Source organism: Paenibacillus sp. UMB7766-LJ446 (assembly GCF_030226665.1).
Classification (GTDB): domain Bacteria; phylum Bacillota; class Bacilli; order Paenibacillales; family Paenibacillaceae; genus Paenibacillus; species Paenibacillus vandeheii.
The window spans coordinates 645,389-666,173 of record NZ_JASOYM010000001.1; the positions used below are offsets into that span (position 1 = coordinate 645,389).

The following is a 20,785-nucleotide window of genomic DNA, read 5'->3' on the forward strand; positions in this document are numbered from 1 at the left end:
CGCCTCCTTTAGGTCCGAAAAATCAACTCACGATAGATGTTGTAACCGAATTCATATAACTGCTGCAACATGCTGAATACCAATGCTCCGAGGAACACAATAATGCCCATGACAATTACTGTCAGCAGCATCGTCAGGATCGTTTTGATCACGGTGTACTGGTGTACCGTCATCGTGCCAATGAAGAGCAGCAGCAGAAACCAGAAGAACGCGATACTATTAAACAAATAATAAAAAGCCGTCTCTTCCTGTACCATAAACCGGCTGATAATAATCATCGGGATATAGATCAAAATAATCGGAATGAGTGAGTATCCTGTTGCGAGAAAAATCTCCCTGAACTTTCCTTCACCTTCCATCAGGGTGGTTACCGCCCAATTGGCTATGCACCAAAGAAAGAACGGCACTGCAACTGTTGCCATCTCCCCTATGCTGTTGATTGTGCGAGGATCGATGTAATTCACAAGAAACCCCGCGTATTGTTTTTGCAAAATCATCATGATGATAGTAAGCGCCAGTGCACCAAAAGCAACGGTCAACCTGCCTCGCTGATCCGACTTGATATCCCAAAATGCATCAATGGGGTGAAAAATGAGATGCAGCGGAAACTTAATGTAATCCTGCTTCACGGTCAATCTGCCTCCTCCGTCTCCATTTAACTGCCGCTCGGACCAGGATCAGCATGAAAATCAGTGCGATGGCAAGCGTCAGAAAGGTGCCGAAATGCTCCTTCATCATCTCTCGCCGATATCTTTTGAACGCGACAGAGTAACTTTTGCGATCCATACCCAGTTCGAAGTAACCCAGAGCTTCCTCGTTTTTCTTCTCCATCAGCAAGGATTTGCCGATACCGATATAGGCGATATCATAGTTCGCGTTCAGCTTCAGTACTTCTTTCCAAATATGAACAGCCTCCGTATCCTCACCCTGATAATGAAGGGCAACCGCCTCATTCACGCTGGCTCCAAACCGTGTTGGCTCATAGACAACCAGATTGCTTTTCCCTCGATCCAGTACCAGTTGATGATCCCCGGATTGTTCCATGGCGACTGGTGTTTTGAGCGTTCCTACCTGATTACCTTTGCCTCCATATACGTAGAGCAGATGACCTTCATCATCGTAAGTAAACACCCGGTTTTGCGTCGCATCCAGCACACTGTACATACCGTTGCCCAGTACCTTCACATCAATCAGTTTGGACGGACCCGGGTTATTGCGGAATCGGATATCTCCTTTGACTTCAAAGTAACCAAATCGCTTCAGCACATCCTCGCCGGATGGATTGAGACGTTTAATCGGTTCGCTGGAACCCGGGTCGATATTGGTCGCATACACGAACCCTTTGGCGTCGATATCCACATTGGAAAACTCGGTCGGTACAAACAAAACCATCTGCGCCCGCTGGGCTTTGGTTGAGAGCATCCGCCAAATGTATTCGCCGTAGTCGCGTTCCACCTTGTTCGTACCGACGTATCCGATGAATTGCCCACGCTCGTCAAACTGCATTATTCCTTCGTAGACACCCTGAGTCACCACATACACCCGGCCTACCCGATCCACCGTCAATTTCAGCGGTTGGAATTGAAAATGGGTGGCGAGGATATCAGACTCTGGCTTCGTAATGGTATGGATCAGCTGGCCTTCCGCATCCAGGACAACCACGCGGCTGTTCCCTGTATCAGCGATGTATACTCGCTCCTCTTCGTCTACGAATAATCCACCTGGAGCATTAAAACTCTCCTTGCTGCCGTCCATCATAAATCCTTCGATCACCCGCAGCAGCTTATATTTCTCGTCCAGCACAACAATTCGGCTGTTTCCACTATCCAAAATATAAATCTGCCCAGAGGCAGAGACGTTCACATCAGCGGGGTCCTTAAATTCGCCAATACCCAGGTCGCTGCCCGAAATGGTTCGCTGAGGCAGGTAGGCATCCGGTGAAGGAACAGCCTCTTTCCAGTAGTTGTAGTTATAACTCTCATACGGCGCCGGGGAGGCCGCCGCAGGCACGGCATTCACCAGCAGCAGCGATACTGCCGCCAGGAGAACAAGCCATCTTTTCACTGTGCGTGCCATATCGTTCCCCCTTATTCCTTCATGCCCGAGCTCGCCATCGTCTCAATGATGCGGCTTTGTGAGAAAATAAACAGTGTGATGGGTACACTCATCAAAATAAGCGCCACCGCAGCACCTGCCCCGGCTCGGGATATCCCGCCCTGAATGATCTGACCCGCCGCATAATGCAAGGTCTTGAGCTGTTCACTGTAGATGTATCCATTGCCATCACTGCCCCACAGCATCTGGAACAACAGAATGATCAGGGTGAGCCAGGCTGGCTTTACATTTGGCATGACAATGGACCAGAAAATCCGGTATTCACTCGCACCGTCAATTTTGGCTGCTTCCAGCAATGCATCCGGGATCTGCTCCATGAACTGTTTCATCAGATACAAACCTAATGAATAGGCGAATGCCGGAATAATGACGGCCCAATATGTGTCAATCCAGCCCAGCCATGACATGATCATGTAGTTGGGAATAGCTGTGACAGCAGGCGTGAACATCAGGGAAAGCACAACGACCTGAAACATGAACACTTTGCCCGGAAATTTGTGTTTGGCGAGCGGGTACGCCGCTGCCGAAGCAAGCAGCACATGGCCCACGATGCCAATGCCCGTAATAAATACCGTGTTGAATATATATCGTGAGAACGGAACCCACGAGTCACTCAGCAGATTCAGCAAATCAGTGAAATTGCTGAACGTTGGATTTTTGACAAAAAGTGTTGGTGGAAAAGTAAAAATCTCATCCAGCGGTTTGAATGCATTATTAATCGCATAGATCAGCGGCAGCACCATGAAAGCACCAAATACGAGCAGAAGGACAAACAGGGAGATGCTTCCTGATAAAGAGCGGTTCACCCGCCTTTTGCCTGTCGCAATTGCAGCCATAGCTATTCTCCCACCCTTCGAAGCAGTTTTTGTACCAGCAGGTTGGTGCCCACCATAATCATGAACAGTACGGTTGCAATCGCCGAAGCGTATCCCATTTCAAACCGTGTTGTACCAAAGTCGATCAAATGGGTTACTACCGTCTCTGCTGCATAGTTCACACTCGGGAACCCGGCCAGGGCAATTGAGACATCGGCCACGGCAAATGAGGTTGTGAGTTGAATGACCGCACCGAACATCAACTGCGGGCGCATCGAAGGCAAGGTAATATACCAAAGCTCCTGCCAGCGATTTTTGATTCCATCTACCGCGCCCGCCTCATATAATGTCCGGTCTACGGTCTGCAAACCGGCGATAAACGCCAGAAAGCCTGTGCCAAGACTCAGCCACAATTGCACCAGAATGAGGATTGGCATAATGTAGGCTTCCGTTTTCAACCACTGGATTGGCTCCAGCAGAAATCCCCATTTGATCAGCAGTCCATTGGCTATCCCATAACGATCCCCCGAGAAAATCATGAGCCAGATAAAATAGACATTCCCCGAAATGGATGGGGCATAGAAGATCAGCGTCATAAACGCTCTCCATTTGGGTGTTAATTCATTAATAATCCACGCAAATACGAAACAGGCAATATAACTGATGGGTCCGGTAATAATGGCAAACAGCAACGTATTTTTGATGGCAATCAGGAATACGTCATCCTCCAGAAACAGCCGGGTATAGTTCTGCCAGCCAATAAAACGCGGAAACTCCAGCATGTTGAAATAGGTGAAGCTGAGTATGATGGAGATAACCACCGGAATTACAGTGAACATGATAAACAGGATCATGTAAGGAGCGAGCAGTACATAGGACTGTTTGCTGGCCTTCATTTCCTTGAGCTTCCAGGACCACCATGATTTCATGCCCATGCCTGGCGCTTTCTCAGGAGGACTGTTTTGTCCATCTCGGAGTGATATTTGTGACACTGTTAACCCTCCCTCTGCTTACGGAAGACCAAATTCATTACGCTTGATCCGAATCTCGTCCTGAATATACTGGGTGTAATCCATGATGGATTCCCTGGCTTCCACTTGGCCCACAACCGTCTTGTAAAATGCATTGAACAGATGGCGTCCGGTAAAATAACCGCCAGGCACCTCGGGAATGCCCTTCACCGTCTCGAATTGTGCCTTCAGATTCGCATAATCCTCAGCAGGCCACGGTAGTGAATCCAGTGCCTTGATGTTTGCCGTCGGATAACGCGCAGCCGCACCCATCAGCCCTTCCATCTCGCGACCAAACTCGGCTTGAACCGGTGTACTGGTCCACCATTTCATGAACTCCCACGCGGCTTCCTGATCCTTGGCGCTTTCCAGCATCATGACCGCGCTGCCGCCACCCGGAACGTCCCGATTCAATGTTCCATCCGGCTGCGCCGTACCCGGAACCGGAACAAATCCCCATAATCCACGGATCTCCGGTGCAAATACGGACAACTGGTTATACATCGTGTAATCTGTCAAACCAATCGGCATCTGTCCTGTTCGGAAACGGTTGGCAAAGTCGTATTCCCGCTCCAGCTTGTAATCGGTATAAAATTCTGTCCATTTCTTAAATGTCTCAATACCGATGCGTGAATCCAGATCCGATTCCTTGCCGTCATTCCGGTAGAAGGAGCCGCCGTTTTGGAGCAGCATCGTGGCATACTGCGAGTTAGGTGGGATGTTCACACCCTGCATGTTGGCCTGGGCCACTACCGGCATGCCAAATTCCATATGATTTTTGCTCAGAATCGCCAGCAGGCTCTCGACATCATCCCACGTTTGAGGAACTTCAAGCCCAAGCTCTGCAAGCACATCTTTACGGTAAAACAACATATTAAAGGTCTGTGTCTCGGGCAAGGCGTATACACCAGAATCGTAAGCGTACGGTACGATGGCACTTTCTCTAAACTCCTGTTCCACCGCGCTATAGTCACTGAACTGGGTGAGATCCACAGCCGAGTTCCGCATGGCAAAGTTCACGGGCAGATCATTGCCGATCTGCATCGCGACATCCGGTCCTTCACCCGATAAAGTGGCCGGCAACAGCGTACCCATGTTGACCAGCTTCAAATTGACGTTAATCCCGCTCTCGGGTGTAAATGTCTCATCAATCATCGCTTTCATCGTATTCGCCTGATCCCGGCCACTGCCGATCCAGACCGTCACCGTGCGCTGATCCTCTGATGTGGCTACGTTCCCGATCTGGTTATAATCAATGAAGAACGAATGATAGAATGTCTTCGCTTCATGACCGAGCTTCGCCAGTGGACCCATACCCGTACCGGGAATACTCCTGTCCAATGAAGCTACATAGAGGGCATCAATTTCAAGCGGCTGCTCGCGAGCCTGCTGCACCCAAGTCCCCAGTCCGCCCGTGTTCGTTTTGTAAGCGGCAAGTCTTCTTGGAATGGTATCCGGTATATCGATCATCTCATCCAATTGCTGGGCCATCGTTTGGATCAACGCTTCCTGATCGCTGGACTGTCCTGACAGGAGACGAAGTTGCCCTGCCACTTCCTTCAGACGTTTGCTTTCCCCGCTGAACACCTCCAGCAGATTCGGAATCTGCTTCTCCACCCGATAATCCCGGAATTCATCCGGCTTGGTGCCAGTAATCATCAGAATTCTCCGGTACATGGAGTTCAGGTTGTACAGGCTGTCCTCCACATTGCGAATAAGTGGTGCGAAGTCGCCCAGGCTGTTCTCCAGCCGAATGACATGTTTGCCTTTGGCCAACTGGAACTTGTAAGCTTCCTCACCGCCCAGCACATCAATGCGATAATCACTTTGGTAACGGAACGGCGCCTTCGTCATCTCTGCAAACGGAATCTCGCCATCGATGGTCAGCTTGCGAGTGGAATAGATACCTTTGACAAAATTTTGCTGAGCGGTAAAACCGATATGATACAGTCCACTCTCCGGCACATCCACTTCCCATTCGATCCACTGTCCTGGCAGTCGCCAGTTAAAGCCGCCAATCGTATTCATACGCACCCGGGAAGCACTGTACGGAGATACGGCTGAACTTGATCTTTCACTGGTTGGATATAGCGTAGGTGAAGATTTGGCAACAGCCGCTTCCCCTTCAATTCGAATGAGCACATCCTTAGGCTGACCGGAAGAGTCCGTCTGCTGTGCCCCTGCGGTGTCCGCATAAGGAACGGCCGGTTTCTCATTAAATAGCCGTATCGATCGAATCACCATGGGTTCGCGAGAGGATTTCAGCGTTAACGTGTGCTCTCCCTTTTCCAGATAGAACTTGAATGGAGCCTGTTCGTACCCGTCCGAGTCCTGAAATGTTTCCTCCATCCAGCGGGGCTTCTCCACTTGTTTTGGGCGAAGATCATTGCCTTGATTATCCTGTTCAACGGCTTGCTTTTCATTGCCCCATACCCGGTCAAATTGCAAATAGGCGGCTTCCGCAAACGGAAGTTCACCGTCAATATACAATGCACGCTCAATTGCCGAACTCTTGCCTTTTACGGGAAAATAGACAGCAGAGAGGTTATACAGCCCGGTTTCCGGCACATCAACGACCCAGTCGATCTCGCCTGTCTCCCCGGTATGAAGCGATATACCTGGCTTGCCCTCATAATCATTCAGCTTGCGTACCTCTTCATCCTCTGCCCGTATGTAGTCTCCTGCTTCAATGGTCATGTCCACATTCGGTAATGAGGCCTGGCCTGCTTGGGACAGATATTGTTCATATCCGTTCTTCTGCCTCGTCTGCTGCAAGATGGCATCCACCTCAATAGCAGGCAAACTGCCAGAAGGCACAACTGCACTCTTTACACCTGCACCGGAAGTAAGCAAAAGTATGACGCAGGCTGCCGCTGCTGCAATGACTATAGGCAGGATCCATTTCTTTCGTTGTAGAATTCCAGCCATCCTACGAGCCCTCCTCATCAAGGCTGATGCCAGCAATGCCTATTCGGTGATACAGAAAAAGAGGCACCCGTGCGCGAGCCCGGACACGAGGCACCCCTGTCTGAATCATGCTGGTATTATGGTTTGCCAAGCTTATCAACAGCGGCTTGTGCCTGCGCTTTATACTTTTCGGCTGTTGCCGTAACGGAAGCATTGTTTTTGATAATGTCGTTTACATAGTCGCCGATTGGATAGCCCGCGTAGGCGTCATCCAGCAGGATACGGCCCGTTCCCGCGATATGCTCGCGAATCATGGCGATGTCCTTCTCGTCGGTATAACGACTTTCCAGGTAATCCTGACCTGGGTACTCTTCAATTTGCGGGATGTCGAAAGTCTCCTCATAGATTTGGTATACGATTTTAGGATCTTCCACACCTTTTGGAATGAATTTGGCTGAGGCCGCGTTGTTGGCGTATGTTACATCCTTGTTGCCCTGAGGTCCGTTCGGGATCGGTACGACTCCAGCAGCAAAGGTGATATCACCCAGTTGCCATTCCGCAGCTGTAAACAAGGCCACATCTCCATCCTTGAATGTGTTGCTTTCCTCCCAGTTCGTTTTGTCACCAGTTTTGACTTTCACGACATTCTCCACGTTATACAGGAGTTTGACGAATTCGGCAGCTTCAATCGTTTTCGGATCGGATAATCCTTCTTTCGAGTGCTCGTCATCTACGATCGTGCCGCCATTGGCTGCAGTAAAGTGACGAAGCGCGTCAATGGCCCAGCCGGAGAATCCGTATACGTCAATTTTCCCGTCGTTGTCCGTATCTTTGGTCGCCTGTTTCGCCAGCTCCATGAATTTATCCCAATTCCATTCGCCTTTGCTATACAGCTCCTGAGGATCAGGCAACGACAGCTTCTTGAACAAGTCACGGTTGTAGTGAAGTCCCAGACCGATGCTGGTCGGAGAATCAAATGCGTAGTAGTTGCCTGTGATAGCAGGATATTTCGCGATCAGGTTTGCCTCTTGGTTGATGTTATTCTCAGCTGTGGTGAATTCGGAGATAGGCAGCAGCTGCCCTTTGAGGATGGCGGGTAGTGCGGATTTGTATTCCATCTGAACGATGTCTGCGAAAGGTTCGCCAGCCAGCGCAGTCGTTGTGAATTTGTTCATGTACTCTTCGAATGGCACATTCACGAACTCGATTTTTACGTTGTATTTCTTCTCGACTTCAGCAATTTTATCCAGTCTCGCCTTATCCGATGCGGTCTCCCCTGCTGGCTTCAGATCCCACCAGGCCGCAACCTTGATGACACGTCCACCCAAATCCGGTACATCGACTGCCACTTCTTCCGCTCCGCCTTCTTTGTCTGTCTCGGCGGTTCCAGTTCCAGTGCTGCTGCCTGAATTGGTTGTTTCATCCGTACTCGGCTGAGCTGTCCCACCACCACTGCAAGCGGATACAAAAAGCATTACGGCCAATAACATGAGCGGCAAAAGATTCCATTTTCTAATCATGAATGTAACAACCTCCCCGAATGTGTATAAAATCATGCTCTGACATAATCCCCCGACTCCAATCCCCCTAATGAAATTCGATGACCACCACCATTTGTTATTTTATTGTTTGGTTTTGACAAACAAAATTTAACATAGCACAATGTAAGCGTCAACATTTTTATTGTTAACATTTTCTATTTTTTCTGATAGAATGCTGTTATATCGCTTAAACCCTTTTAAAATAGCATATTATTTAGATATCATCCTAAGTACAGTTATGTTCAAAACGAAAATCACTTTTCTTATTTTGTTATTTTATAAAATAACAAAAAGATAATAACTCATTCAAAATTCGTTCTTTTCTCCTGAATTATGTCCATCACCGAGGTCTATTTCCGTCGTTTCATGTATGGGACACTAACATTTCCACTTCTCCAGCCGTTATTAGATTAAGAGAAATACATCATGATATACTAGAACCAGCTTTATTGAGCAATGTAAGGAATACGGCAGAACTACGAGTGTAAGGATGGTATGATGAAGACGAAGGTAACTATTCAGGAAATTGCACATTTTACAGGTCTGTCGAAATTTGCGGTCTCACGAGCACTGTCCGGAAAATCAGGTGTTAGTGAACAGACACGGGATGTTATTCTCAAGGCCGCTGGCAAGCTTGGATATTTCAAAGATAACAGCATGTTATCTGGTGATATGTATAGCAGCAATGAGCTTCAGGACCCGCAGAACACGCGGTGGAGTGGAACCATTTTGATTTTGTTTCCCAATGTTCGTTATCAGAATCAGGATTCCGTATACTGGGGGCCTGTCTTTAACGGCATATCATCCCGACTGAATCAGAAAGGCATCAATATCCTCACCCTGACAGAGCCTTCTGCGGATCAATTATTCACATTACTGAACCCGGATGCCATTCGGGGCATTATTACGGTGGGTTCCATCTCGACACCTATTCTGCTTGAAATCAAGCGTCTGGGCATTCCCGTCGTCATGGTGGATCATCTGGACCCCGTTTTTCACAGTGACAGTATCTTCACCGACAATTTTGCATCCATGCGTGACATTATGCTCTATCTTCTGCGCAAGGGATTCAAACGGTTTCAGTTTGTTGGAAATACCAGTGATGCTCACAGCTTCTATGAACGCTGGGTGGCCTATACTTCAGTATTAATGGGACATGGATTGAATCTGAATCAGATCCCGGAACTGAGCAGCCCGGATGTGGATGATTTCCGTAAGACATTTACTTCGGTCATTAATGAGGAGAACTTGCCTGAGGTTTTTGTTTGTGCGAATGACTTCTTTGCGCTCTACACCATTGAAGCTCTTGAGAGTATGGGCATTCGTGTGCCCGATCAGTGTGTAGTCACCGGTTTCGATAATGTGTACGACAATATACCGGTACTCGCCACGGTGAATGTAAACAAGGAGCTGCTTGGTGCACGTGCGGTGGACCAGATGTTATGGCGTATTGTGAACCCGGAGAGTAACGTAGAGAAAAAGCTGATTCTCGCAGATGTTATGATTCGGGAACAGTACGGCAGACATAGCGGTTAGACGATAAGGTATCAATAGACACCAAAACACCCCCATAACCAGTGCTCACCTGGCTTGGGGGTATTTGTGTTTGGATATCATATAAAAATAGATTCTAAGAGTCCATGCTACGTATCTGTCCGCACTTCATCCCAGTCCTGATCCAGATAACAGATCAACCAATTCAGGGCACGGTGACGTTCGTAGGCCACTCCGCCATTGAGATTCGCTGGAGGTATTTGTTCCTTCACACGACTGTTCACACACACCCAGTTATACCGGTAAATTTGGTCCGCTGCGTCCAAAATCTCGCTTTTGGAGCGAAACCGCGCCTCGGCTACAAAGGCTTCAACATTGTCACATTGCTGCAAATATCCTACATCCTGTCCCACGTTGCACAGATTTACCGGAGCTCCAAGCTCCTTGACGTAGCCAAGTGCCCATAACATGACATGATAAGCTTCATATCCCCATGAAAAGGAGATAATCTCCTGATGTTCTGCCCCATGCTGCTCCACAAATCTTCTCTCCACAGGTGAAAAGAATGAATCTGCATCATACTTGTCGATCACTTCCTGGACAAGCGCTGCTGTATCTTCTGCGCTTTCACCGGCTCCAAGACATTCACCCTTGAGGGCTGCAATACAGAGGGCTATCGCACGCTCTGCCACTTCTTGAACACTACGGATCGTTGTATGCTCATCCCCCGCTCTTGCAGGCAGATGAACATTGAATGGGATTCCTTGCTCTGTTAGAAGCTGCTCGGAGCGTTCTTTGCGCAGCGTTGCAGATTGCGACGGAGGTCTGACATCGTCCAGGAAACTGGCGTGCGCTGTCACTTTGTAATCCTCTACTTCGGATTCTCCGTTGACATCCAGCAGCAGCTGACCTTGCGGATTCAGTAGGGAGCCACCACCCCAGAAGATGACTGCATCGAGGGCGTCGGCCAGATGTAATAACTCATTGAAGAACTCCTCGGAGATGTCCTCTTCCGTCTCGATGCCAACAACCATATTCAGTGTAGAGCATTTAATTAGTACCTTTTCCTGTAGCGAAGCATTCTTTCCCTCAATCTGACTCAGAAATCCCAGCATCCCCTGAATCATTGTGGTAAATTCTTCAGGGTGGGTCTGGCTCGTCATGATATTGAAGCCCTTCGTTTTTTTACCGAATAGCTTCTTGCGAGTGACTTGAATGCGGGTTTTATCTTCTTTACGCTCAATTGTATCCTCAGGGTATATGGATTGAATCATTTCAAACAGCTGATCCAGATTAAACTGGGAGCTGTATATTGCACAATTTCTCATGAGGTTCACCTTCTTCTTTTTATATAAGTTCAACTAACGATATTTACACCTGCACTCCAATGACAGAACAACCTTCCGATCGCTGTTATCCCCAGATTTTTTTGATTCCTTTTTCAATTGTGAAAATCCAGGGATAAAGGCGAACACTTCGCTTCTTCAGGTTATTTCTGTCCTCTCCGTTATTGTGTAAATGTTTAGTTGAACATATATAATGATTTAGTCCTTATATGGATCGATTTCATTGCCTCCGGCCATTGCGACACCTACAGGTCGCAGGATATGGTTGATTTTCAAAGTATGCGCATGCGCATTCAGCACGTCCTGCAGCTTCTTGTACACAAATGGACTTTCATCCGTTCCTGCACCTCTCAGCTCCACACCATAGGCACGAATCGCCGCCTGCATCTGTTCTTCGCTAATCTCACCACCCATACGGGTACTCAGCTCGTAATTCATTTTGCCAGCCGCCTGGGTTCGGCTCATAGTGCGCCCTGCACCATGTACGGTGCTGCGGAAAGACTCGGTATTCTCTTCGCTGTGAATTCCCTCCACAATTACCGAGATATCTCCCATGCTGCCTCCTACAAAACCAAGCTGGCCCGGGGCCAGCGGCGTTGCTCCTTTGCGGACCACCACGACTTCTTCGCCCATATGCTGTTCTTTCCAGGCAAAGTTATGATGGTTATGAACCGAATACTCTGCGCTCGCCCCGAGAATACCGAGAACCTGTTCAATCACATAATCTCGGCCTGCGTAAGCATATCGGCCGGCCAGAGTCATCCCGTCCCAATACATATCACCCATTTCACTCTTGAGGTCAAACAATGTCGGTGGTTGATCCATCGATTCTCCCGGTGCTTTACCACTGAACTTACGTCCGGCAGCCAAATTCAGAAAACCACTCGCAACCTTGTGGCCAAATCCGCGGCTGCCAAAGTGGTTTGCAATCCATAACTTACCCGTCGTCTCTTCCACAAAAATATCTACAAAATGATTGCCACTGCCCACCGTCCCGAGCTGGTTGCGCGCGAGTGTCTTCAACTTGTGCTGTAGTCCAGGCTCAATGGAATCAAACAGCTTCCAGCTGGCATCATCGAACAGCTCATGCTCCACAGGTGTTGGATTGTTGCGCCCTACGCCGAAGGATATGGTCGAATTAATATCATCCATAATGACAGCAATCTGATGCCGGATATCATCCCACATCAGGTTGGTTCGTACGGCCTTATTACCGCAGGCAATATCATATCCGACACCTGAAGGACTGATCATGTTTCGGTAGGCTACCACGCCCCCGATGGGCTGTGAATATCCCTTGTGATGGTCCGCCATGAGAGCCACGCCCAGTACGTCACCATGCTGCGAGCATGTCACAGCCTGACTTACTGCATTCTCCAGCGGTTCCCCCCAGACTTTAATGTTATCCACGATACGCATGATCTGGTTAACCTCCTTTTTTCATTAAAACTTCCAATGAAATAAATATATACATTAAAATATGTACGCTTCTACTCATAACTTTCTTTATTTTACCAAAGAGAGATCCTTCCCGAAACTATACATTCCTTCAGTTTAAAGTTATCCGTATATATTAAAAAAGAGAGCTAGGCTCTCTTCTACATGATTAGTCCTTGTTCTATTTTTTACTGATCTTAAACTTGAACTCCCACGTCGCCGTGTTACCCGAATAGCGGCCTCTGTTCTCCGTCACGACAACCGCCAGGGTCTTGTTGATCGATTTGGAAATGGAGGAAACCTTAACGTTCATGCTTTTGCTTCCAAGATCAGGAATTTTGTCCTGTTCCTCGGCATTTGCTTTTAATTTCAACGTATCCGTTGGTTTTAGATTCAACGTGACCGACGAGCCCTCCTCCAGGCTCTTGCCGTTTACACTTGCCCCTATGGCCCATTCATTACCAACGGAATTGTTCTCCACCAGTTCTGCACTGACAAGCGTCACGGTCACTTTGACCGTTTTGGCAGCGGCATAGGATGTTGGGGAGCATACAGCGAACACCAAACTTAGAATCATCAAGACATTAGCCCATTTTTTGAACACGAGAGTGCCTCCCTCATATCAGTTCATTTATTTCCAGACTATGCCTTATTCGCCCTGCCCCTTAAGTAGTCCTTCTACCATTAAGACATTTCCCGTGCTATATTGATTAATTAAAATGCTTCCGGTAACCCTGAACCTTCTCATCCTTAAAACCCAGTTTTTCATAGAAAATATGTGCCTCTTTGCGCTGATCGCCAGACACCAGAATCATATATTCACAACCCAGGTCTCTCGCAATGTGCTCAATCTGAAGCATAAGCTTCTGACCAATTCCCTGTCTGCGTACCTGATCGGATACAATTACATTCTCCACAACCATGAAGGGATTGCACTGACCCGCCAGATCCATACATTCAATGCCCATAACCGATCCGGCCAATTCCCCGTTGTAAAATGCCCCGAGTACATGGTAGTGTCCATTTTGCTGGATATAGTGAAACATCTTCTGCATCTGCTGTTCATTGGTCGGTGTACCCATCAACTCGTTGTACAGCTTGCTTAGCTCCGGCAAATCTTCAAGTTCGATTGCTCTAATGATAACCATGATAACCCTCCTGATTTTTGTCCTATTTCACATATGCTGCCTTAAGTTAGGTCCTTCTTAAAATAATAATGGCGGTGTCCGGTCGGTGCATTCTCGATCGTTGTGATCAATTGATAGCCATGCTTCTTATAAAATTCCGGTGCCTGATACGAGAATGTGTTCAATTGGATGAAATCACAGGATTTCTCGCGTGCAATACGTTCAATCTCACGTAGCAATTGGGAACCGTAACCTTGATGCCGATGCTCTGCATCCACCCAAAGAATGTCGATCTCCAGCCAATTCCAGCAAAGTGTACTGAGCACACCTGCAACAATCTCGCCGTCGTCATTTTTGATGTTAAAATTCAATTCTTCGTAACGATGCCTTAATTCCTCGCTCACATGCGCAGCATTAAATGCGATAAGTTGCTGGCGAACATATTCTGAATCCTTTGGAGTACTTGAATTGATGTTGATTTGGGACAATCTCTTCTCCCCCTTTCGTCATTACTCCGTGGTAAATATTTGAATGGGTCCGTCCCACTCTGGCTCTCTAACCTCTTGGTATTTATTATGGGTATAACGTGCAATGACCTTACGCCAGAAAATCTGAGCAGGCTCATTCGTCTCCATCTCCGCTACTTTCCATGTCCCGTGAAAAAGGTTGAACACCTGAATGGCAGCTTGCGCGCCGATGCCTGAGGGCCATTATTCCAGTAGTCTTTATTTCAGTAGTCTATAATTCACTAAGATGTAGTTCAATCCAGATAACAGCGTAGCTCCTGCCGCTAGCCATAATAAAATCATATCAACCCGCACATCTGTCAGCAAACTGAACGGAACATTATTCAATAATACAGCGAGGATGGCTGCCACCTGCAGCACCATTTTAATTTTGCCATATCGATCAGCAGCCAGAGCAATTCCTTGTTCAGTAGCAATCATACGCAGCGCTGTAATGACAATTTCACGTCCAATAATGATCACAGCAATCCATGAACCGATCAGATTCTCCTGAACCATTATGATCAGAGCAACCGAAATCAATAGTTTATCTGCCAGTGGATCAAGCAATTTCCCCAGCTTGGTTATTTGATTATATTTTTCTCGCCACATACCCATCCAGCTTATCCGTACCTGCAGCTATTACAAAAATAATAACTCCAATCACCAAGCCATGCTGCTCCAAAAAACGAATAAACTCACTCAACTCCTGTATCCATGACGGCATCGGGATGAAGCACAACATAAACAAAGGAATCAATGCCATTCTCGCCAGGGTAATTTTGTTAGCCAGGTTCATGGAAAACCTCCTTCTTCTTCACTCCATATGTTGTGATTTCTCCATCCTCTCGCCGTCCTCCTTTTTTTCTCACAAAAGGCTCAGACCATTGCTGCTCCAAGTCTGGTGGGAAAAACGTGTTAGCGGCTTTATCTTTTAGATCTAACAGGAAGGATCATGCAACTTTCCAGCTAATGGAAACGTAATAGAAGTAACTATTCTCATATCGAGGTGATGAAATGAAAGCTGTAAGTAAGTTACTGTTCCTATGTACGATACCTCTTTTATTGTTTGCCTGCTCACAAAAAGTGGAAAGTAACCAACCGAACGAGCATTCAGATTGGAATCCTCCAGTTGAGATCTCAATTGAAGATGCTGAAGCTAAGATCCCGTTTGAAATGAGACAGCCGTCCGTTCCTTTTCAAGTTAATCAAAAATCAGCAAGGATTTTAGATACCAATGGTACATTTGATGCCGTGGAAATCACATATGAGAATACTGATGAAGGATTGACCCTAATCCTTATGATGACAAACTCAAAGGCTGATACGCCTCCAAATGGAAAAGAAGGACTAAAATTAGCTAACGGTTCGCAGACGTGGGACCAAGGAGACGAACATTTTAACGCCATTTATTGGAGAAATGAGGGTTTAACTTACTCTCTTATTTCAGGTAAAAATAACAATCTTGAACCGTTATACGATCACCAAACATTAATTGAAATAGCAAATACAATAAAATGATTTTGATAAGCTAAATCGTTATGGTTACGGGACACGAAAGATTAATGAACTGCCTTTCACATAAGGCAGTTTTCTTTTAGAGTAAAAAAACAACATTAAGTTTTAACGTAACCTTCACAAAAAAAGAAAGGACATACTGTATTTCATACAGTTGCCCTTGTTCCGTTTTCTTTAATGTATTTCTCTGTCCCTAATCTCCTGATCTACAACGATTCTCTAATCACACGTTTGTAATACCATACGGACAACAGTCCAAAGATCGAATATAACATCGTATATACAATCATGACCATTACGGTAGGTGTGACAAGTTCTGTACCAAAGAAGAACCAGCCTGATTTCACAGCAAAATAACTATGGCTTAGTCCCACAACAAGTGGAATGCCGAAATTAAACAACTGTTTGAACTGTATTCCGCGTAACAGATTGCCTTGCGTAAATCCGAGTTTCCGTAGAATCGTATAGTTGGATTTCTCCTCTTCGCTCTCATTCATTTGTTTGAAATAGAGGATGCATCCGGATGTAATCAGGAAGGTCAGTCCCAGGAAACCGACAATGAACATAATTAGTCCCATAGTGGTGCGTTGGTTATTTCTGAATTCAATCTGGGAGAAACTTGGGGTCTCTAATTGCAGATCTGCAAAAATAGCATACGCATTCTCGTCCTGTCCTGGATCTGTAATTTGCACACCGTAATAATCGGTCGATTCCCCTTTCTGAAGTTTCGGATCAAGATCCTGCGCGAGCTCCGCATAAACTGATTCATCCACAACCGCTACAGGTGTACCCCGGGTATAGTATACGGGAAGAACTCCCTGTTTCATGGTTCCAATCAGTTGCTGGTCAATCGTTTTTTTCAATCCGTGCAGAACAATGGGACCATCATCCCGAATGGAAAAGAATTGCTGAATTACATTGCCGTACCCCATGAAAATGACTTCGCCTGGTTTCAGATCAATGTTATCTACCATGCTGTCACTTACTACACTGCTGAACAACAACTCCTCCATTGTGGAGTCATTCATCACCTTGTGAGCATCAATTTCAATATACAAAGGTTGTCTGTGCTTTTCTTCATATGGAATCTGTTTGTGATCCAACTCCGCTATAAAACGATCCTTTACCTCAGCCTGAGCAAAAGAGAAATCCTCCGGCAGGCTTTCTTTGGCTTGCGCCTCTGCCGAATAGTAGGAAATGTAACTGAGCGACAGCATACCTATGGCGAGTGCCGATACAGTAGTAATAATAGTTAGCAACAAGGCATTCGACTTCATGCGAAACATGATGGAGGATAACGATAATACCTCGTTAATAGAGAGATAACCCTTTTTACTTCTGCGGATCAGATTAAAGAGAAAACTGACAGAACCTTTATAGAATAGATACGTCCCCAAAATAACCGAAAAGAGAATTAAAATCATCGTATACATTAACTGCTGCATATCCAATTTCTCGACGCTGAACAGCCGTGCAGACAGTATGTAACCGAACACGATCAGAGCAATACCTAAGATGCCCATCAGAATCTGCCCTATAGATAACTTCTGTACCTGCTGCTCTGTTGTAGAAGACACCCGAAAGAGGGATAGGATGCTCTGTGCTCGGATAAAGGTGTAATTCATCAACATGATGAGCAAGTACATCACGGCAAAAACAATCAAGGTCTGCAACAAGGCCATCGGTGAGAAGTACAAATTGGTGATCGCTTCAACACCAATAATTTTGAACAAAATCATCAATATCAGCTTGGAACCGAGAAAACCGATCAGAACCCCCACCGCCAGCGAACTAAAGTAGAGAATGCAATTTTCCGCACTCAGGATGCCAAATATTCTCCCCTTCGTCAGTCCGATCAGCTGAAACAAACCGATCTCCTTACTACGTCGCTTGATAAAAATCGTATTGGCATAGAGCAGAAAAATGCCCACAATGACGATCAGTAACACGGAGGATGCGCCTATCGCAGCCGCTCCTTTTGTTGATTCAGCAACCTCATTCATAGAGGGATCATACTGTAATGTCACAAATGAAAAATACAGCGCCACACTAAAAATCAGGGCGAAGACGTAAAGATAATAATTCTTCAGGTTCTTCCTCAGATTGCGAAAAATGATGTAGTTCAGGCTCATGGCTGCACACCACCCAGCACGCCTTGAGTTTTGATAATGTCATTGAAGAAGGATTGCCTGGACTCGTCTCCTTTATTTAATTGGGTGTAGATCTGACCGTCCCGGATGAAAATCACTCTGCTGCAATAACTCGCGGCAAATGGATCATGGGTGACCATAATAATGGTAGCCTCATACTTGGTGTTCATATCACTCAATTTGCCAAGCAGGTCCGAAGCTGATTTGGAATCGAGTGCACCTGTCGGCTCGTCAGCAAAAATAATGCTCGGATCATGCACAAATGCACGCGCTGCCGAAGTCCGCTGCTTCTGTCCACCCGAGATTTCGGAAGGATATTTGTCTTTCAGCTCGTATATGCCCAGTTCACGGGCAATTTGTTCGAACTTCAGGTGTGCCTCATGCTTCGGAATACTCGTAATGGAGAGCGGCAGCAATACATTTTCCTTCACCGTGAGGGTATCCAGCAGATTATAATCCTGAAAAATAAAGCCGAGATGATGTTTGCGGAATTCAGCAAGCTGTTTCTCCTTCATGCCGGTAAACTCCTGACCCTCAATGTCAATCGTGCCCTGACTTACCCGGTCAATCGAGGAAAGAACATTCAGCAGCGTCGTTTTCCCCGAACCCGAAGGTCCCATAATACCCACAAATTCGCCTTTACTTACCCCGAGATCAATTCCCTTGAGGACTTCCTGTTTATTTAGTTTGTTCCCATAGACTTTATGAATTTTTTTGGCTTCCAGTATCCACATATCCCACTCACTCCTCTTTGGTATATCTCCATCATAGGCGGGATGTTGCAATTTATCGTGCGATTCACCGAACAAAACCAAAAAGCATGTGACAATGTTGTCACACGCCTGCAAGCTGGATCATGTCATTCTTACGCGGAAAGGTCAGCTTGACGATGGTGCCTTCTCCGGGAGCAGACTGTGCCTTAACGTTTATACGAAGTGTTTGTGCTACCTGTCGGGTCAAATATAAGCCCATCCCCGTTGCCGTTCCTTCCAGCCTGCCTTGCGATGAAGTGAAGCCTTTATCAAAGATGCGTGGTAAATCATGAGCCTCGATTCCTCGTCCATAATCCTGAATGGTCAGTATGATATGCCCCTCCAGTTCCCGGCTTTCAATGACAATGTCGGAGGAATGACTGTATTTCACTGCGTTGCTAAGCAGCTGCCGTATGATAAAACCTAACCATTTGCTGTCGGTCAGCACCTTTGTCACATGTAATGACACTTCGAAGCCAATCCCTTTGGATATGCACCACGACTTCAAAGCTCTAATCTCGCCATTCAAAATCGGTTCAAGCTCTGTTTCTTCCACAAACAAATCATTATGCATAAATGGAATACGCTTCTGGTGAAGCTGCTGATCAAGCAGTTGGTGAATTCGCAGCCATTCATACGTCATTTGCCCCTGTAGCTTGTCAGCCGGCATACGCTCAATCATCAATTGCAGCGCAGTTAGCGGCGTCTTCACTTCATGAATCCAGGCCAACATCTCATCCTTTTCCTGCTCCAGCAAAATAAAATGAGACGAGGACTCTTTCCGATAACGTTCGGTCTGCGAAGTCACGGCATCGTGCACAATCCGTTCATAAGGGCTTTCCGCGATTTCCAAATCCCCCGGATCATAGGTATGATCCCAGGTGGTTAATCTTTTGTAGAAACGGGTCTCCCTTGGATATCTCACCCAGATAAACACGATGCAAACCACTACATTCAGCACAACGATATATGCTACAGATCGGAATGGAATGGACGTGTCAATATAGGCTACAAATAAAATGATGAGCTGCATGCTGATAAGCAGAAATAGCCAGCTGAGCTTTTCCCGTATGTATTTGCCAATCATGCTTCCGCCTCTTCTGTTGCCATATAGCCCTGACCAACTTTCGTTTCGATATATCCATCCAGATCCAGCGGTTCCAACTTTTTGCGAAGGCGATTGACGTTAACCGTCAGCGTGTTGTCACTCACAAAATGCTCATGGTCCCACAAGCTGCGAATCAGATCTTCGCGGGTCACAATCTGATTTTTGCGCTCAACCAACACTTTCAGAATGAACATTTCATTTTTGGTCAAAAGGACAGATTCGTTCTCATGGGTAAGTGTATTCTTCACATATTCAATGGTAGCCCCACGCCATGTACGCAGTTCAATCCGCTCTGTATTATAGTTGTATACCCTGCGCAGTGTTGCCTGGATCTTAGCGATCAGCACATCGAAATGGAAGGGCTTCTGAATGAAGTCATCTGCGCCCAGGTGCATTGACATAACCATATCCGTAGGATGATCCCGTGAGGACAGAAAGATTATCGGTACATTGGAATGAGCACGTATCATACGGCACCAATGAAATCCGTCATACTGGGGGAGCTGGATATCAATAATCACCAGCTGGGGCTGAATGACACTGTATTCCTGCATCACTTTGCCAAAATCCTGTACGCCATACACGTCATATGACCACTGGGATAACCGTTCTTTGATTTCACTGAATAATGATTCATCATCTTCAATGAGCATAATTTTAAACATATACCTTCACCACGTTTCTGTTCTTCTTGGGATGACTAAACTGTAAAAAGTACAGCAAAATGCCATTACGGGTACGAATCGTTCTTCCGATCGCTGTTATCCCCAGATTTTTTTATTCCACCTTTCAAAGGTGAAAATCCGGGGATAAAGGCGACCACTCCGTTTCTTCAGAATCGATTTCGTCCCCTCCACTACTTTCGCTGCTTATTGAACAATACAAATTGTCGAGTCAAAAATAAGATAATTATTTCTCACTATATTGTCAGAGATCGAACAAGGCACATTCCCCCAGAT

Annotated in this window: 20 protein-coding genes; 2 read left to right on the top strand and 18 right to left on the bottom strand. The window is 46.5% G+C overall.

Annotated features, from left to right (window positions below; genetic code table 11):
- Positions 1-8: 8 nt before the first annotated feature.
- The 6 genes from QP794_RS03145 to QP794_RS03170 all read right to left on the bottom strand — a co-directional run bounded on the left by QP794_RS03145 (position 9) and on the right by QP794_RS03170 (position 8,367).
- Positions 9-629, bottom strand: a complete 621-nt coding sequence (locus tag QP794_RS03145) for a YIP1 family protein (RefSeq protein WP_285074856.1) — start codon at positions 627-629, stop codon at positions 9-11.
- Positions 610-2,076, bottom strand: a complete 1,467-nt coding sequence (locus QP794_RS03150; RefSeq protein ID WP_285074857.1) for an NHL repeat-containing protein — start codon at positions 2,074-2,076, stop codon at positions 610-612. Before QP794_RS03150 ends, QP794_RS03145 begins: the two co-directional genes overlap by 20 nt.
- 11 nt (positions 2,077-2,087) lie before the next feature.
- Positions 2,088-2,951 carry a carbohydrate ABC transporter permease gene (locus tag QP794_RS03155; protein WP_079346345.1) on the bottom strand — a complete coding sequence of 288 codons (864 nt, stop codon included), beginning with the start codon at positions 2,949-2,951 and terminating at the stop codon, positions 2,088-2,090.
- A 2-nt stretch (positions 2,952-2,953) separates the two neighbouring features.
- Positions 2,954-3,865, bottom strand: coding sequence for a carbohydrate ABC transporter permease (locus QP794_RS03160; RefSeq protein ID WP_285075200.1), 912 nt, complete (start codon positions 3,863-3,865; stop codon positions 2,954-2,956).
- A gap of 75 nt (positions 3,866-3,940) precedes the next feature.
- On the bottom strand, positions 3,941-6,868 hold the full coding sequence (locus QP794_RS03165) for an extracellular solute-binding protein (RefSeq protein WP_285074860.1): 2,928 nt from the start codon (positions 6,866-6,868) through the stop codon (positions 3,941-3,943).
- Between the two features lie 116 nt (positions 6,869-6,984).
- A complete protein-coding gene (locus QP794_RS03170) occupies positions 6,985-8,367 on the bottom strand; it encodes an ABC transporter substrate-binding protein (protein WP_483311865.1) in 1,383 nt (460 codons plus the stop codon).
- 516 nt (positions 8,368-8,883) lie between these two features.
- Between QP794_RS03170 and QP794_RS03175 the strand changes: the two genes are divergently transcribed.
- Complete coding sequence (locus tag QP794_RS03175) at positions 8,884-9,924, top strand: LacI family DNA-binding transcriptional regulator (protein WP_285074862.1); 1,041 nt, start codon at positions 8,884-8,886, stop codon at positions 9,922-9,924.
- A gap of 107 nt (positions 9,925-10,031) precedes the next feature.
- Here the strand turns inward: QP794_RS03175 and QP794_RS03180 are convergent, their stop codons facing one another.
- The 8 genes from QP794_RS03180 to QP794_RS33110 form a co-directional block, all read right to left on the bottom strand.
- A complete protein-coding gene (locus tag QP794_RS03180) occupies positions 10,032-11,210 on the bottom strand; it encodes a DUF4272 domain-containing protein (protein ID WP_285074863.1) in 1,179 nt (392 codons plus the stop codon).
- 216 nt (positions 11,211-11,426) lie between these two features.
- A complete protein-coding gene (locus tag QP794_RS03185; protein ID WP_285074864.1) occupies positions 11,427-12,647 on the bottom strand; it encodes an RtcB family protein in 1,221 nt (406 codons plus the stop codon).
- Positions 12,648-12,846: 199 nt separating this feature from the next.
- Entirely contained in the window at positions 12,847-13,269 is a 423-nt protein-coding gene (locus QP794_RS03190; protein WP_285074866.1) for a hypothetical protein, read from the bottom strand.
- Between the two features lie 106 nt (positions 13,270-13,375).
- Positions 13,376-13,813, bottom strand: a complete 438-nt coding sequence (locus QP794_RS03195; protein ID WP_285074867.1) for a GNAT family N-acetyltransferase — start codon at positions 13,811-13,813, stop codon at positions 13,376-13,378.
- A gap of 41 nt (positions 13,814-13,854) precedes the next feature.
- Complete coding sequence (locus QP794_RS03200; protein ID WP_285074868.1) at positions 13,855-14,280, bottom strand: GNAT family N-acetyltransferase; 426 nt, start codon at positions 14,278-14,280, stop codon at positions 13,855-13,857.
- Between the two features lie 21 nt (positions 14,281-14,301).
- Positions 14,302-14,466, bottom strand: coding sequence for a hypothetical protein (locus QP794_RS03205; RefSeq protein ID WP_285074869.1), 165 nt, complete (start codon positions 14,464-14,466; stop codon positions 14,302-14,304).
- Between the two features lie 51 nt (positions 14,467-14,517).
- Entirely contained in the window at positions 14,518-14,910 is a 393-nt protein-coding gene (locus tag QP794_RS03210) for a CDP-alcohol phosphatidyltransferase family protein (protein ID WP_350338840.1), read from the bottom strand.
- Complete coding sequence (locus QP794_RS33110) at positions 14,891-15,097, bottom strand: CDP-alcohol phosphatidyltransferase family protein (protein WP_350338841.1); 207 nt, start codon at positions 15,095-15,097, stop codon at positions 14,891-14,893. The genes QP794_RS03210 and QP794_RS33110 overlap by 20 nt, the downstream gene beginning before the upstream one ends.
- A 218-nt stretch (positions 15,098-15,315) precedes the next feature.
- On the opposite strand from QP794_RS33110, the gene QP794_RS03215 reads away from it, so the two are divergent.
- Positions 15,316-15,819: a hypothetical protein gene (locus QP794_RS03215; protein ID WP_285074870.1), complete on the top strand. Its 504-nt coding sequence runs from the start codon at positions 15,316-15,318 to the stop codon at positions 15,817-15,819.
- A gap of 203 nt (positions 15,820-16,022) precedes the next feature.
- On the opposite strand, the gene QP794_RS03220 is transcribed toward QP794_RS03215, so the two are convergent.
- The 4 genes from QP794_RS03220 to QP794_RS03235 all read right to left on the bottom strand — a co-directional run bounded on the left by QP794_RS03220 (position 16,023) and on the right by QP794_RS03235 (position 20,491).
- Positions 16,023-17,948, bottom strand: coding sequence for an ABC transporter permease (locus tag QP794_RS03220; protein ID WP_285074871.1), 1,926 nt, complete (start codon positions 17,946-17,948; stop codon positions 16,023-16,025).
- A complete protein-coding gene (locus QP794_RS03225; RefSeq protein ID WP_285074872.1) occupies positions 17,945-18,700 on the bottom strand; it encodes an ABC transporter ATP-binding protein in 756 nt (251 codons plus the stop codon). The genes QP794_RS03220 and QP794_RS03225 overlap by 4 nt, the downstream gene beginning before the upstream one ends.
- A 100-nt stretch (positions 18,701-18,800) precedes the next feature.
- A complete protein-coding gene (locus tag QP794_RS03230) occupies positions 18,801-19,805 on the bottom strand; it encodes a sensor histidine kinase (protein ID WP_285074873.1) in 1,005 nt (334 codons plus the stop codon).
- Positions 19,802-20,491 carry a response regulator transcription factor gene (locus QP794_RS03235; protein ID WP_285074874.1) on the bottom strand — a complete coding sequence of 230 codons (690 nt, stop codon included), beginning with the start codon at positions 20,489-20,491 and terminating at the stop codon, positions 19,802-19,804. Before QP794_RS03235 ends, QP794_RS03230 begins: the two co-directional genes overlap by 4 nt.
- Between the last annotated feature and the right edge of the window lie 294 nt (positions 20,492-20,785).